The sequence below is a fragment of the Dactylosporangium sp. CA-139114 genome (assembly GCF_050955725.1).
Taxonomy (GTDB): Bacteria; Actinomycetota; Actinomycetes; order Mycobacteriales; family Micromonosporaceae; genus Dactylosporangium.
Window position 1 is genome coordinate 2,671,021 of the sequence record NZ_CP192080.1, and the last position, 15,019, is coordinate 2,686,039.

The following is a 15,019-nucleotide window of genomic DNA, read 5'->3' on the forward strand; positions in this document are numbered from 1 at the left end:
CCACCGCGGACCCGAGCCATGCGCTGTTAGAACCTGACGATGAGCGCGATCCGGCCGTCTGCGGCGAGGCTCTCGTCGGCGACGAAGGTGACCTCGCCGCCCTGGCGGGCCACGGTCTCGACGATGTCGTCGACGGCGTCGTCGAGGAGCACGCCCGGCGCGTCGCGGTGGGGCTCCTGGTCGGGCGGGTGGAGATGGTCGTCGTGGACCCGGGCGGGGCTGTGGAAGCCCTCCTCGACCAGCAGGTGCGCGCCGCGGCCGTGGTGCGCGAGCGACCAGCACTCGGCCAGACCGGCGGCGAACCGGTTCGCCCCGCGCGCCGCGTCCAGCGCCTCGAGGGCCGAGACCTGCTCCATCGCCGTGTACGCGGCCAGGCGCGGGGCCAGCACCTCGTACACCTCGTGCGCGCCCGCGTGGTCGTAGTTGCCCGGCACCGTGCCGGCGAACGGGCGCGGCCACTGCGCGGCGATGTGCGCGAGGTAGCGGTCGACCCCGAGCGCGAACACCGGCCGCGGGTCGAGCCGGTCGACCTCGCCGAGCGCGGTCGCGATGTCGCGGAAGAAGCGCCGGTGCCGCTCGCGCTCGTGCTTGCTCGGCTCCTGCCCGTAGTCGCGCGGCAGCCCCATGCCCTCGTGCGTGAACGGGAACCCGTGCGTGGTCACCTCGACGAGCTCGGCCCCGTCGCCGCTCCACAGCCGGGTGGGCTGCTCGGACAGCACGAGCGCCCAGTACCGGTGGCGGCGGGCCGCGTCGGCGACGACGTCGCGCACCTCGAACGTGTCGGCGATGACGACCCGCTCCTGCACCGGGCTGTCGAGCACGCGCACGTGCACCTGCCCGGGTGAGGCGAACACCGCCAACCCGTCGCCGGTGTGCCGCATGTCGACCTGGCCGGCGGCGGTGGCGATCTCGTCGTACACCTGCGTGGCCACCTCCCGCGGCACCGTCTCGTCGTGCTCGAGCCGCCGCCGGGCCTCCGCGAGCAGGTTACGCAGCCGGATCGGGTCCTGCTGGTTCTCCGGCGCCGTGCGGTGGGTCGGCATGAGCAGGGACACCGCCGGATACCCGCTCGGGGTCAGGGTCGCGAGCTCCTGCACCGTCATGTGCCCACGGTCCCGCGCGCGCCGCCGCCCGGGGTCGCCTCCGGAGGGTCAACGCCGGCGGCATGGCATGGCTCGGGTCCGCGGTGGTCCGGACCGTCGCTCCCGCCAGACATCCCGGCCTCCGCGGGTGGCCGGACCGCACCGGGCGCCTCACCCCGGCGGGCACCCGTCACCCGCCCGGATGGGCGTCGGGTGGCCGCCGGACGGACCGGAGTCCCCACGCCGAGATGGTTGTAAACGCGTCGGGCGGGGGAGATGGTGGCCGAGGCGCCGGGGCATCGCCGAAGTTCCACGTGTGCGTGAGTTCAGTCACCAGCCGTTGGCTGATCTTGCGGAGTGTGCAAGTTTGAACTGAGGCAAGCCTCCACTTCACGGGGAAAGGCGAGGTGGTTGCATGGGACGTGGTCAACCGGTCGGCTGGGCGGCGCACCGCCGGGCCGTCGATACCCTCAAAGCTTCCTATGCCGCGATTCCACCCGGCGACACGGTGCGGCTGGCGAAGAAGACGTCGAACCTGTTCCGGCCCCGCGCCGAGGTGCAGCACGGGCTGGACGTCAGCGGGCTCGGGGGAGTGATCGAGGTCGACCCCGCGGCGCGCACGGCCGAGGTGCAGGGCATGTGCACGTACGAGGACCTGGTCGACGCCACCCTCCCGCACGGGCTCATGCCGCTCGTCGTACCGCAGCTGCGCACCATCACCCTCGGCGGCGCCGTCACCGGGCTCGGGATCGAGGCCACCTCGTTCCGTCACGGGCTGCCGCACGAGTCGGTGCTGGAGCTGGACATCCTGACCGGCGCCGGCGAGGTGCTCACGGTGCGGCCCGACAACGAGCACGCGCAGCTGTTCGAGGCGTTCCCGAACTCGCTCGGCAGCCTCGGCTACGCCACCCGCCTGCGCATCGAGCTGATGCCGATCGCCGCCGGGGTGCGCACCAGCAACGTGCGCTTCGACGAGCTCGACGACCTGCTCGAGGTCGTCGGCGAGGTGATGAAGACCGGGCAGCACGAGGGCCGCACGGTCGACGTCATGGACGGCGTCGTGTTCCGGCCGGGCGAGTCCTACCTGGTGCTGGGCCACTTCACCGACGAGCCCGGCCCGTCCAGCGACTACACCGGGCAGAACATCTACTACCGCTCGCTGCGTGCCAAGGCCACCGATCGTCTCTGCGCGTACGACTACCTGTGGCGCTGGGACACCGACTGGTTCTGGTGCTCGGCCGCGTTCGGGGCGCAGATCCCCGCCGTGCGCCGGCTGTGGCCGCGGCAGTACCGCCGCTCCGACGTGTACCACCGCATCGTCCGCCTCGAGAACCGCTACGGCCTCGCCGCCAAGGTGGGCCGCTGGCGGGGCGAGCTCGACCGTGAACGGGTCGTGCAGGACGTCGAGCTGCCGCTCGAACGCACGGGCGACTTCCTGCGGTGGTTCGCCCGGGAGGTACCGATGGCGCCGATCTGGCTCTGTCCCCTGCGACTGCGGGAGCGGGAGTGGCCGCTCTACCCGATGCACGCCGGGCAGGCCTACGTGAACGTCGGCTTCTGGGGCACCGTGCCGATCGAGCCGGGCCGCGCCGACGGCGACGTGAACCGCCGCATCGAGGACAAGGTCTTCGAGCTCGGCGGCCACAAGTCCCTCTACTCCGATGCCTACTACGACCGGGAGACCTTCGACCGGCTCTACGGCGGCCCCGCGTACCGCGCCGCCAAGGACCGCTACGACCCCGGTCACCGATTGACCGACCTCTACGACAAGGTTGTGGGGCGCAGATGACCAGCACCTACCGTCCGACGAACACCGAAGGATCCGTTCCCGGCCAGCCCCGCCGCCGGCCCGCCGTGCCCAAGGTCGCCGACATCGTCCGGGCCGTCACCAACGGCGAGCCGACGGTCCGCATCACCGCCTACGACGGCAGCGCGGTCGGCCCCGAGGACGCCCCGATCGGCCTGCACGTCGCCTCCGAGCGGGGCCTGTCCTACGTGCTCACCGCGCCCGGCGATCTCGGCATGGCCCGCGCGTACGTCACCGGTGACCTCGAGGTCCGCGGCGCCCACCCCGGCGACCCGTACCCGGCGCTGCACGCGCTGGCGACCGGCCTGCAGCTGCGGATGCCCGCCGCGAGCGAGGCGCTGCGGCTGGTCCGCGGCCTCGGCTGGGAGCGCCTGCGCCCGCCGCCGCCCCCGCCGCAGGAGGCGACCCCGGCGTGGAAGCGCACCCTCGCGGGCCTCGGCCTGCGCCACGCCAAGGGCCGCGACGCCGAGGCGATCCACCACCACTACGACGTCTCGAACCGCTTCTACGAGATGGTGCTCGGCCCGTCGATGACCTACACCTGCGCCTGCTACCGCTCCGAGTCCGACTCGCTCGAGCAGGCGCAGGCGAACAAGTACGACCTCGTGGCCGGCAAGCTCGCGCTCAAGCCGGGCCAGCGCCTGCTCGACGTCGGCTGCGGCTGGGGCGGCATGGTGCGGCACGCGGCGCGCGAGTACGGCGTGCGCGCCCTCGGCGTGACGCTCTCCCGCGAGCAGGCCCAGTGGGCGCAGGAGGCGATCGAGCGGGAGGGCCTCGGCCACCTGGCGGAGGTGCGCTACCTCGACTACCGCGACGCGCCCCTCGAACACTTCGACGCCGTCAGCTCGATCGGCCTCACCGAGCACATCGGCGTGAAAAACTACCCGCGGTACTTCGGTGCGCTGCGCGACCGCCTCAAGCCGGGCGGCCGCCTGCTCAACCACTGCATCACCCGCTCGGACAACCGCGCCTCACACCGGCCGGGCGCCTTCATCGACCGCTACGTGTTCCCCGACGGCGAGCTGGCCTCGCCGGGCCGGCTGATGAGCGCCGTGCACGACGCGGCGTTCGAGGTGCAGCACGAGGAGAACCTGCGCCTGCACTACGCGCTGACCCTGGCCGGCTGGAACCGCAACCTGGTCGAGCACTGGGACGCGTGCGTCGACGAGGTCGGCCTGGGCACCGCGCGGGTCTGGGGCCTGTACATGGCCGGCTCGCGGCTCGCGTTCGAGCGCAACGAGATCCAGCTGCACCAGATCCTCGCGACGAAGACGACGAAGGACGGCGTTTCCTCGTACCCGCTGCGGCCCGACTGGACCGCCTGACCTCCACGCGCCGCGGGCGGCCGGGTTCCGTACCCGGCCGCCCGCGGCGACGGTTCCGGCGGGCGCCCGGTCTCGAACCCGGAGCGCTCGCGGCTCCGATTGGCCGACGCGCGGCGACGACGACCGTTTTCGCACGTCGCCTGCTCGATGTGGGCGACCATCGGCGATACATCCGGACAAGCCCGGCTTGTCCGGATGTATCGTTTATGTCGGCAAATAGTGGTTGTCGGCACCCGGGACGAAGCCGGACGTATCCGACGGCGCCGGTCGAATCGCGGCTCTCGGCTTTCTCCCAGGGAGAATCCAGTTTCGTGGCAGCCGCGGCGTGCAATCTGGACATCATGAGTGACCAGGACCGCCAGTGGAGCACTGCGGGGCCCGCCGAGACGCCCGGCCCCGCTCCGAAGCCGGAAGAGCTCGCCGCCCCGCCGCAGACGCCCCAGGCCTCCTGGCCGCCACCGGCCCCGGCCGCCGCGAACCCGCCGGCCCCGGCCCCCGCGAACCCGCCGACGCCGCCGGCCCAGTACAACCCGGCCCCGTCCTCGGCCCCGCCGGCCTGGATGACCCCGTCGAGCACGGCCGAACCGGCCTCGGCGCCGCCCGCGTACCCGGCCTCGGCCCCGCCCGCCGTGCACTCGATGCACCCGGCCCCGCCGCAGCCCCCCGCGTTCGCCCCGCCCGGCGGCGGCGTCACCGTGCCCCAGCCCGCCGTCGCGCCCCCGGGCTCCCCCTGGAGCCGCCCGGCGAACGGCCACGCGCACCCGGCGGCCCACGTGACCCAGCAGCTGCCGGCCAACGGCCACCCGGCGGGCGCCTTCGCCGCGACCCCGATCTCCACGGGCGCGCCGTACGGCCCCGGCACGGGCGCCTTCCCGCAGGCCGGCCACCCGTACGGCCCGCCGCCCGGGTACCCGCCGCACGCCGGCCAGCCCGCGTACGGCCAGCCGGGAGGGCAGCGCGGCGGACGGGTCGGCCTGCTCATCGCGGGTGCCATCGTGCTCGCGCTGCTCTCGGCGTTCGGCGGGGGACTGGTCGCGACCCGGCTCGCCGACGGCAAGCAGGCCGCGGCGCCCTCCGTGGTGACCCAGAACCCGGCCCCCAACCTGGACCGGTCCTCGGTCGGCGGGGTGGCGCAGCAGGTGCTGCCCAGCGTCGTGGACATCAGCACCGGCGAGGCCGAGGGCTCCGGCGTCATCATGACCGCCGACGGGCAGGTCATCACCAACAACCACGTGGTGGCCGGGGCCTCGAAGCTCCAGGTCACGTTCAGCACCGGCAAGACGGCCTCGGCGAGCGTGGTCGGGACCGACCCCGCCGGTGACATCGCCGTGATCAAGATCCAGGGCGTCTCGGGCCTCACGCCGGCCAAGTTCGGCGACAGCGACGCGCTGCGCGTCGGCGACACGGTGCTCGCGGTCGGCTCCCCGCTCGGCCTGCAGGGCTCCGTGACGGCCGGGATCGTGAGCGCGCTGCACCGCACGATCGAGGGCGAGCAGGGCGGCAAGTCCATCGCGGACGCGATCCAGACCGACGCCGCCATCAACCCCGGCAACTCCGGCGGTGCCCTGGTCAACCTGCGCGGCGAGGTCGTCGGCATCAACACCGCGATCGCCACCGCGGGGCAGAACAGCGGCAACATCGGCGTCGGGTTCGCCATCTCCGCCAACCGCGCCCGGTCCTCGGCCGACCAGCTCGCCAAGGGCGGGAAGGTCAGCCACCCGTACCTCGGCGTGCAGCTCACCGACGGCAACGGCGGCGCCCTCATCGGCGGCGTGGTCGCGGGCGGCCCGGCGGACAAGGCCGGCCTGAAGACCGGCGACCTGGTGACGAAGTTCGGCTCGGCGACGGTGAACGACGCGACCGGCCTCATCAACGCGGTCCAGGGCGCCAAGGCCGGCGACCAGGTCCAGGTCACGATCAACCGCAACGGCACCGAGCAGACGGTCACCGTCACGCTCGGCGAGGCCCCCTAGCCGGCAATGCCTTTCGCAGCAGCGGCCCGCGTTCGCCACAACGCGGGCCGCTGCGTTTCGCCGGGAGCGTGGCGGCAGAATGGCGGGATGGACGACCAGCGGTACTGCCGCCTGCGCGTGATCGGCGAGAACCTCGACCTGACCGGCTCGCCCGCGGCCCTGCGGGCGCTCGCCGACCTCCTGCGCGAGGCCGGCCCGGCCGCGCGGGTGCCGATCCGCAACGGCGCCGTGGTGCAGGAGCGCGCCGAGGGGCCGCTGGTGATCGAGCTGCGCGGCTCGCCCACCCTGCACCTGCGCGGCGGCGACGACGCGCTCAAGGACGTGTGGGCCGCGCTGGAGGCGGTCGCCGCCGAGGCGCCCGTGGACGGCAAGCCCGCGCCGCACCGGCACGTCGAGCGGCTCGTCATCACGGCCGAGGCCGAAACGGCCGGCGAGGACCTCTGAGCGCGACGAGGAGGTCTACGGGCGCACCGCGACCGCGGCCAGGGTCGCGTACGCCTCCGGGTCGGCGACGGGCTCGTCCGGGTGCCACGCGGGCCCGTGCACCACGCCGGGCTCGACCAGGTCCCAGCCCTCCAGGAGCCCGGCCAGCTCGCCCCGGTCGCGCAGCACCATCGGGGTCCCGGCGCGCGTGTACAGGTCGGCGAGGTCGCCCACCTCGCCGGTCGCGTGCGACAGCACGATGAGGCTGCCGGGCGCGAGCGCGTCGCGGTACGTGCGCAGGGCCGCGCGCAGCTCCGGCGTGTCCGGCACGAAGTGCAGCACGGCCACGAGCAGCAGGCAGACCGGTCGCGTGAAGTCCAGCAGGGCCTTGGCCTGGGGATCGCCGAGGATCTGCTCGGCGTCGTGCAGGTCGGCCTGGACGACCACGGTGGACGGGTCGCCGGCCAGGATCTGCCGCGCGTGCACGACCGCGGTGGGGTCGACGTCGACGTACACCACCTTCGCCGACGGCACGACCTCGTGGACGTTGCCCTCGGTCGGGATGCCCGAGCCGATGTCGAGGAACTGCCGCACCCCGCGGGAGGCGGCGTAGCGCACCGCGCGGTGCAGGAACGCCCGGTTGGCCCGGGCGATGCGCGGGAGGTCCGGAATGAGCGCGAGCGCGCGGGCGGCCACGGCCCGGTCCACGGCGAAGTTGTGCCGGCCACCGAGGTAGTGGTCGTAGATGCGGGCGGCGCGGGGCCGATTCGGGTCAACGCTCATAGGCCTCATGGTTCCGAAATGTCCGAAGATTTAAACGCTACGTCACAAGTCTTCTACTCTTGGTGAAATGCGGTGGACGGAGCGGCTGGCCCGGAGCCTGCTCGAAGTGGCGCCGGACCCTCTGATCATCTCCAGCTACGACGGGCGGATCGAGCTGGCCAACGCCGCCGCCCGGGTCCTGTTCGGCCGCGAGGACCTGTGCGGGTGCGCCGTCGACGTGCTCGTGCCGGCCGACGGGCCCTCGATGGTGCCCCGGCTCGCCGCGTACATGGACGGCGAGCACCCCGCGGTCCGCACCGGCCAGCCGCTGACCATGGTGCGCGGCGACGGCTCGCAGTTCCTGGCCGACATCACGCTCTCGGTGATCGGCACCGACGACGGGCCGCTGCTGGTGGCCACCATCCGCGACACGGGCGCGGCCGGGTTCGACCCCGCCCAGTCGCTGCTCGCCTCGATCGTGCAGTCCTCGCACGACGCGATCGTCACCACCGACCTCGACGGGCGGGTGCTGTCGTGGAACCCGGGGGCCGAGCGCCTCTACGGCTTCGCGGCGGGGGAGATGGTGGGGCGGCCCAAGGACGTCATCATCCCGCCCGACCGGCGCGGGGACGAGGCGGAGATCCGCGCGATCGTCGCGGCGGGCGGGCGGGTCGACCGCTTCCGGACGGTACGGCAGCGGCGCGACGGCACCGAGCTCACCGTGTCGATGCTGGTGTCGCCGCTCACCGGCGCCGACGGGCGCACGGTCGGGGTCACCTCGATCACCCGCGACATGAGCGAGCGCGAGCGGGCCGAGGCACAGGTCCAGGCGGTGCTCGACGCCGCTCCCGACCCGCTGCTGGGTGTCGGCGAGGACGACCGGATCGTGCTGGTCAACGCCTCGGCCGAGCGCCTCTTCGGCATCGCCCGCTTCGACATGATCGGGATGCCCGTGCGGCGGCTCCTGCCGGGCGGGGTCGACGTGTCGCGGGGCGAGTGCGCGGTCGCCCACCGGCGTGACGGCACCGGGCTGCCGGTCGACATCACGCTGAGCACGCTCAAGGGCGACGACGGCAAGATCACCCTGGCCAGCGTGCGGGACATGACCGAGCAGCGGCGGCTGCGCGAGGAGGCGGAGCGGCAGAAGGACGAGGTCCGCCAGCAGCGCACCCAGCGGCTGGAGAGCCTGGGCCAGCTCGCCGGCGGCATCGCGCACGACTTCAACAACCTGCTCGCCGTGATCCTCAACTACGCCGAGTTCATCGTCGAGGACGGCGCCGGCACGCCGTTCGCCCGCGACGCCGAGCAGATCCTGCGGGCCGGGCGCCGGGGCAGCGAGCTCACCCACCAGCTGCTCGCGTTCGCCCGCCGCGAGGTGGTGCGCCCGCGGCCGCTGGACGTCAACCAGGTCATCGGCGAGGTCCAGCTGATGCTGGACCGCTCGATCGGCGAGCACATCTCGCTGCGCACCTCGCTCGCCGAGGGACTGCCGACCGTGGTCGCCGACCCCGGCCGGCTCGAGCAGGTCCTGGTGAACCTGGCCGTGAACGCCCGCGACGCGATGCCCGGCGGCGGCGAGCTGACCATCGATACCGGGCTCGTGCACGTCGACGACGGGCACGCCGCGGTCCGCGAGGGCCTGACGCCCGGCCCGTACGTGCGCGTCCGGGTCTCCGACACCGGCACCGGCATGCCCCGCGAGGTCATCGAGCAGGCCTTCGAGCCCTTCTTCACCACCAAGCCCAGCGGCGAGGGGACCGGGCTGGGGCTGGCCACCGTCTACGGCATCGTGGCCCAGGCCGGCGGCAGCGTGCACATCTACTCCGAGCCGGGCGTCGGGACCACGGTCACGATCCTGCTCCCGGCCAGCGACGCCGAGCTCGTCGCCGACGACACCGCCCGGGTCGCGCGCCCGCCCGGCCGCGGCCAGACCGTGCTCGTCGCCGAGGACGAGCCGGCGCTGCGCGAGGTGACCACGCGGATCCTGCGCCGGGGCGGCTACTCGGTGCTCTCCGCCGCCGACGGGGTCGCGGCGCTGCAGCTCGCCTCCGAGCACGGCGGCGCGATCCACCTGCTGCTCACCGACGTGGTGATGCCGAGCATGCTCGGCCGGGTGCTGGCCGAGCGGGTGCTGCAGCTGCGCCCGGCGACCCGGGTGCTGTTCATGTCCGGCTACGCGCAGCCCGTGCTCACCAGCAACGGCATCCTCGACCCGGGCGTGCACCTGCTGGAGAAGCCCTTCACGGGCGCGGACCTGCTCAACGCCGTCGCGGACCAGCTGGCGGACCTGTGAAACCACCCCGCGACCCAGGCACCGAGCGGCGCCGGGTACCCGCGGGCGGCGCCGTCCGCCACCGGCCTCAGGAGCGGAACGAGCCGACCAGCTCGCGGAGCCGGCGGGACAGGGCGGCCAGGCGGGCGGCGGACTCCTGGGCCGCACCCGCGTCGCCGGTGGCCGCACTCGCGGCGCCCGCCACCCCGCCGACGACCCCGGCGATCTCGCGGGTGCCCGCGGCCGCCTCGCCGACCGATCGGGTCATCTCGGCGGTGGTCGCGGACTGCTCCTCCACGGCGGTCGCGATGGTCGTCGAGTAGTCGCTGATCTTCGTGATGACCTCGCTGATGCGGGCGATCGCGGCGAGCGCCTCGGTCGTGTCGCCCTTGATCGCCGCGATCCGCCGACCGATGTCCTCGGTGGCCCGGGCCGTCTCCTGAGCCAGCTCCTTCACCTCGGCGGCGACCACGGCGAAGCCCTTGCCGGACTCCCCCGCCCGGGCCGCCTCGATGGTGGCGTTCAGCGCGAGCAGGTTGGTCTGCTGAGCGATCGACGTGATGGTGGCGAGGACCTCGCCGATCTCGGCTCCCGAGGCGTCGAGCTTCGCCATGGTCGACGTGGTCTGCCCGGCGATGTCCACGGCCGAGGCGGCCACCCGCGCGGCCTCGGAGGCGTTGCGCGCGATCTCGTGAATGGACGCGCCCATCTCCTCCGCGCCGGCCGCGACGGTGTCCACGTTGCGGGCCACCTGCCCGGCCGAGTCGGAGACCAGGCCGGCCTGTCGCGCCGAGTCGCGGGCCGACCCGGCGAGGCGGTCCGACACGCCGGTGAGCTCGACGCTGGCCCCGGTGAGCTCTTCGGCGGCGTCCGCGATGCCGCGCACCGTGCCGGCCACCTTGAGCACGAACCGGTTGAAGGCCGCGCCGAGCTGACCGACCTCGGTGTGCGCGGACTCGTCGACCCGCTGGGTCAGGTCCCCCTCGCCGTCGGCGATGTCGGCCATGCGGTCGCGCAGCCGCAAGATCGGCACCACCACGGCCCGGGCTACCCCGAGCATGACCAGCCCGGCCAGCACCAGCGCGACGAGGGTGCAGGCGAACGCCTGCTTGCGCAGCGAGGAGACCGGGGCCAGCACGACGCCGCGCGGGACGGACACGACCAGCGACCACGTGTCCCCGGCCATGAGCCTGATGGGCACGGCAACGAGGATGCGCTCGGCGCCGTCCACCTTGGTCACCTCGCGTGCGGTCCCGCCGCCGCCGACGCGCTTGGCCAGCTCCCCGAGGGGCCCGGACAGCGGCTTGGTGAGCTGGTCGACGTTGCCGCCGGCCACAACGTTGCCGGCGGTGCTCAGCAGCATGGCGCTGCCCGCACCCAGCGGCTTGATCGCGGCGACCTGCGTCTGCAGGTCGGCCAGCGCCATGTCGACCCCGGCGAGGCCGATGAACTTGCCGCCGACCTCGATCGGCACCGTCGCCGAGGTCATCAGGACCGGCTTGCCGCCCACGTCGTACGGGTACGGCTCGAGCAGCGTCTCCTGGCCGGTGCGTTTCGGCTCGGTGTACCACGAGTTGGTCGCCGGGTTGTCAAGGTCCAGGATGGGCTCCAGCGTCACGCCGCCGTTGTCGCTGCGGTGCCAATACGGCACGTACCGCCCGCTCGGGTCGGAGTCCGCGGTGCTCCTGGTGAAGGCGGCGTCGCGCCCGTCGAACCCGTTGGGCTCCCACACCGACCAGACCCCGAGGTACCCCGGATGGGACTCGACCAGACCCTTGAGGACCATGTCGACGGCGTCACGGGACGGATTGGCCCGGGCCATGACGCCGAGCGTCCCGGCGAGGTCGCGCGCGGTGCCGACGGCGGTGGCGATGGTGCGCTCCACGTCGGCAGCATTGACCTCCGCGCTGTGCTGTGCGTCCTGCAGCGCGGCGTTCTCCATGCTCGCGGAGGCGCGCATCGTCACCAGCGTCACCAGGGACGTCACCGCGACCAGCAGCAACACCAGCACACTCAGCACCAACCGGGCACGAATCGTCAGCCGGGACACGACCACTCCTCACCGCAAGGCTCCCCGCAGAACCCATCGGTAACGGCCGCGCCGACTTGACCGGTTCCTCACGCGCTGTGCTCGGGGACGACGGGCTCGACCACGGGGCCGTCGTCCGGGCGGCCGGCCCGCTGCCGGCGCCGTTCGCGCCGCCGGGGAGCCCAGGGGGCGGCGGCGAGCAGCAGGAGGAGGGCGGTCAGCGGCACCTTCCACAGTGGACCGGCGCCGCCGGGGATCCCCGTCGCCCGGGCCGGTGCGGTGTTCGCCCACACCAGGAACGCGTCCCCGATCGGGAGCAGGCCGAGGGCGTAGCGCTTGGTGTGCCAGGTGGTGATCGGCACCCCGGCGACCTCGCCGTAGGCGGCCATCGCGTCCGCGAGCGCGCCGTCGCCGTTGACCCGGGCCGCGCCGATGGCCACCACGGTGGCCGAGAACGAGATCCCCAGCGGCAGCGGCCCGCTGTCGACGTCCCCAGCGCCGTGCGTCCCCTTCGGATACTCGCGCACCGCGGGGCCGAGGTGCAGCGGGGAGTCCACGAACAGCTCGCGGAAGCGCAGGTACTGCTCGCGGGCGAACCTCGGGTCGACGTCGGCGAGGAAGCGCAGGATGACGCTCTGCGAGCTGCCCCGCGCCCCCTGCCGCGGCTCGCCCGTCGCGGGATCGCTCACGTGGGGCAGCAGCCCGGTCGCGGGGTCGAGCCGCTGCCGGGCCCGGTCCACCCAGGCCCGCACGGTGCCGGCGTGGTCGGGGGACAGGCCCAGCGAGGCGATCGCCACCGTGGAGTCGACCGGCCACGACTGCCCCGGATAGGCCGGCAGGAACGGCGTCGCGCTCGCGTCGAAGGCCCGCGCGATCTCCCGCGAGCCGGACTCGAACCGCCGCACCTGATCGGGATCCCGTCGCAGGCTGAGCAGCCCGCCGCGCAGCCAGTTCGTCCACCCGGCGTAGAAGATCCCGTAGCGCGGCGCGAGCCCGGCGCGAAACGGCGCCGTCCCGTCGGGGGAGTCCAGGCGCTCCAGCGCCCACCGGATCTCGCGCACGGCCTCGGCCTTGTCGTGCGCGCGCCGCCCGACGTCGACCCAGGCGAGGCCGTAGAGCGCGTGCAGGAAGAAGTACCCCTCCGGAAACAGCCGCTGCGCGTCCTGCCCGGCCCCGGCGTCGAGCTCGGCCCGCAGGTGGTGCAGCTGGCGCTCGGCCCCGCGGACCGGCGCGTAGAGCCGCAGCAGCGCGCCGGTCGCGAACGCCGAGAGCAGCGCGGCCAGCAGGACCCGCACGATCTTTCCCACCCGGCCGAGGATAGAGGGGCTTCACACATCACCCGCCGTCGTTGTAGCTTATTTTCGGAGCCGCGGCAGGGCTCGGCGAATAGCTACATACACCGCGTTCGGGAAGGGGCGGCCGCATGAGCATCACGCCCCTGGAGCTCGCCACGCGCTCGCCCGGGCGCATGGCGTGGCGGCGGCTGCGCCGCGACCGGACCGCGCTCGTGAGCGGCGTGGTCTCGGTGCTGCTCGTGCTCGTCGCGCTCGCGGCGCCGCTCATCCGGCTCGCCTACGGCGTCGGGCCGCAGGACGACTTCAAGGACGGCCTCGACCGCTACGGGATGCCCTACGGCATCTCCGGCGGCATCAGCGGCGCGCACTGGTTCGGCCTCGAGCCCGGGCAGGGCCGGGACCTGTTCATGCAGATGGTCTACGGCATGCGCACCTCGCTGGGCATCGCCTTCGCCGCCGCGCTCATGACCACCGTCGTCGGCGTGCTGCTCGGCATCGTCGCCGGCTACCTCGGCGGGTGGGTCGACGCCGTGCTCAACTGGGTGACCGACGTGACCCTGGCGCTGCCGTTCCTCATCTTCACCCTCGCCGTGATCCGGCCGCTGGAGCTGCACTTCTACGGCCCCCGGGAGGCGGTGCCGGGCTGGTTCCGGGTCGTCGTGCTCATCTCGCTGTTCACCGCGTTCGGCTGGACGACGACCGCGCGGCTCGTGCGCGGGCAGGTGCTCTCGCTGCGCGAGCGCGAGTTCGTCGAGGCGGCCAAGGCCGGCGGGGCCCGCGTCCCGCGCATCCTGCTGCGGGAGCTGCTGCCCAACCTCGGGGCGCCGATCCTGGTCGCCTTCTCGCTGGCGATCCCGGCGTACATCACCGGCGAGGCCGCCCTGTCCTTCCTCGGCATCGGCATGCTCGAACCGACCCCGGACTTCGGCCGCACCATCTTCCGCAGCCTCAACTACCTGCAGACCGACCCGGCCTACGTGCTGTTCCCGGGCGTCACGATCTTCGTGCTCGTGCTGGCCTTCAACCTCTTCGGCGACGCGCTGCGCGACGCGCTCGACCCGAAGTCGCAGCGGTAGGCGCGCATGGGCACCTTCCTGGTCCGCCGGGTCCTGCTCGGCCTGCTCACGCTCTTCGCGGTCAGCGTCGTGACGTTCCTGATGTTCTTCGCGCTGCCGCGGGACCCGGCCGCCGCGATGTGCCCGAAGCACTGCGACGCGCAGCGGCTGGAGCGGGTGCGCGACGAGCTCGGGCTCAACGATCCGAAGCCGGTGCAGTATCTGCGGTACTTCAAGGGCGTGTTCACCGGCCGCGACGGCTGCCCGGCGCCCTGCTTGGGGTACAGCTACGTCAACAACGAGCCGGTGCGCGACACGTTCGCCCGGACCCTCCCGGTGACGCTGAGCATCGTGATCCCGGCGGCGGTGCTGTGGCTGGCGCTGGGCATCGGCCTCGGCATGCTCTCCGCGCTGCGCCGCGGCACCGTGTTCGACCGGCTCGCGATCGGCTTCTCGCTGTCCGGGGCGTCGATGCAGCTGTACTTCGTCGGCGGCGTCCTGCTGCTGGTGTTCGTCTACACGCTGCGGGTGCTGCCCTACCCGCACTACACCCCGCTGCTGGACGATCCCCTGGCCTGGCTCACCGCGCTCGTGCTGCCCTGGTGCACCCTGGCGTTCCTCTTCTCCGCCGTGTACGCCCGGCTGGCCCGCGCCCAGATGCTGGAGACGATGTCCGAGGACTTCGTGCGCACCGCCCGCGCGAAGGGCCTGCCGGAGCGGCTCGTGGTGCGCCGGCACGTGCTGCGCGCCGCGATCACCCCGCTCGTGACGGCCGCGGGGCTGGACGTCGGCACCGCGCTCGGCGGCACCGTCATCACCGAGACCACCTTCGGACTCCGCGGCCTCGGCCGCACCGCCATCGACGCCGTGCGCGACGGGGACCTGCCGACGATCATGGCGACCGTCCTGCTCGCGGCGGCCTTCATCATCGTCGCGAACATCGTCGTCGACGCGCTCTACACCCGGATCGATCCGCGGGTCCGCTTGCGATAGGGG

At 73.5% G+C, this 15,019-nt stretch carries 11 protein-coding genes; 7 read left to right on the forward strand and 4 right to left on the reverse strand.

What is annotated here, in order from left to right; all coding sequences use genetic code 11:
• Positions 1-26: 26 nt before the first annotated feature.
• Positions 27-1,103: a hypothetical protein gene (locus ACQP2P_RS12075; protein ID WP_433615598.1), complete on the reverse strand. Its 1,077-nt coding sequence runs from the start codon at positions 1,101-1,103 to the stop codon at positions 27-29.
• A 394-nt stretch (positions 1,104-1,497) separates the two neighbouring features.
• Here ACQP2P_RS12075 and ACQP2P_RS12080 point away from each other — a divergent pair, with 394 nt between their 5' ends.
• The 4 genes from ACQP2P_RS12080 to ACQP2P_RS12095 all read left to right on the forward strand — a co-directional run bounded on the left by ACQP2P_RS12080 (position 1,498) and on the right by ACQP2P_RS12095 (position 6,631).
• Entirely contained in the window at positions 1,498-2,871 is a 1,374-nt protein-coding gene (locus tag ACQP2P_RS12080) for an FAD-binding oxidoreductase (RefSeq protein WP_433615600.1), read from the forward strand.
• Positions 2,868-4,214, forward strand: a complete 1,347-nt coding sequence (locus ACQP2P_RS12085) for a class I SAM-dependent methyltransferase (RefSeq protein WP_433615602.1) — start codon at positions 2,868-2,870, stop codon at positions 4,212-4,214. Before ACQP2P_RS12080 ends, ACQP2P_RS12085 begins: the two co-directional genes overlap by 4 nt.
• A 341-nt stretch (positions 4,215-4,555) precedes the next feature.
• Positions 4,556-6,187: a S1C family serine protease gene (locus ACQP2P_RS12090; protein WP_433615604.1), complete on the forward strand. Its 1,632-nt coding sequence runs from the start codon at positions 4,556-4,558 to the stop codon at positions 6,185-6,187.
• Between the two features lie 87 nt (positions 6,188-6,274).
• On the forward strand, positions 6,275-6,631 hold the full coding sequence (locus tag ACQP2P_RS12095; RefSeq protein ID WP_433615606.1) for a hypothetical protein: 357 nt from the start codon (positions 6,275-6,277) through the stop codon (positions 6,629-6,631).
• A gap of 15 nt (positions 6,632-6,646) precedes the next feature.
• Here the strand turns inward: ACQP2P_RS12095 and ACQP2P_RS12100 are convergent, their stop codons facing one another.
• Positions 6,647-7,402 (reverse strand): SAM-dependent methyltransferase, encoded by a 756-nt coding sequence (locus tag ACQP2P_RS12100; protein ID WP_433615608.1) that lies wholly within the window; start codon positions 7,400-7,402, stop codon positions 6,647-6,649.
• A gap of 58 nt (positions 7,403-7,460) precedes the next feature.
• Between ACQP2P_RS12100 and ACQP2P_RS12105 the strand changes: the two genes are divergently transcribed.
• Entirely contained in the window at positions 7,461-9,665 is a 2,205-nt protein-coding gene (locus tag ACQP2P_RS12105; RefSeq protein WP_433615609.1) for a PAS domain S-box protein, read from the forward strand.
• A gap of 67 nt (positions 9,666-9,732) precedes the next feature.
• Here the strand turns inward: ACQP2P_RS12105 and ACQP2P_RS12110 are convergent, their stop codons facing one another.
• Entirely contained in the window at positions 9,733-11,694 is a 1,962-nt protein-coding gene (locus tag ACQP2P_RS12110) for a methyl-accepting chemotaxis protein (protein WP_433615611.1), read from the reverse strand.
• Positions 11,695-11,762: 68 nt separating this feature from the next.
• Positions 11,763-12,980, reverse strand: a complete 1,218-nt coding sequence (locus ACQP2P_RS12115; RefSeq protein WP_433615612.1) for a hypothetical protein — start codon at positions 12,978-12,980, stop codon at positions 11,763-11,765.
• A 116-nt stretch (positions 12,981-13,096) separates the two neighbouring features.
• On the opposite strand from ACQP2P_RS12115, the gene ACQP2P_RS12120 reads away from it, so the two are divergent.
• Positions 13,097-14,044: an ABC transporter permease gene (locus tag ACQP2P_RS12120; RefSeq protein WP_433615614.1), complete on the forward strand. Its 948-nt coding sequence runs from the start codon at positions 13,097-13,099 to the stop codon at positions 14,042-14,044.
• A gap of 6 nt (positions 14,045-14,050) precedes the next feature.
• A complete protein-coding gene (locus tag ACQP2P_RS12125; protein ID WP_433615615.1) occupies positions 14,051-15,016 on the forward strand; it encodes an ABC transporter permease in 966 nt (321 codons plus the stop codon).
• Positions 15,017-15,019: the final 3 nt, after the last annotated feature.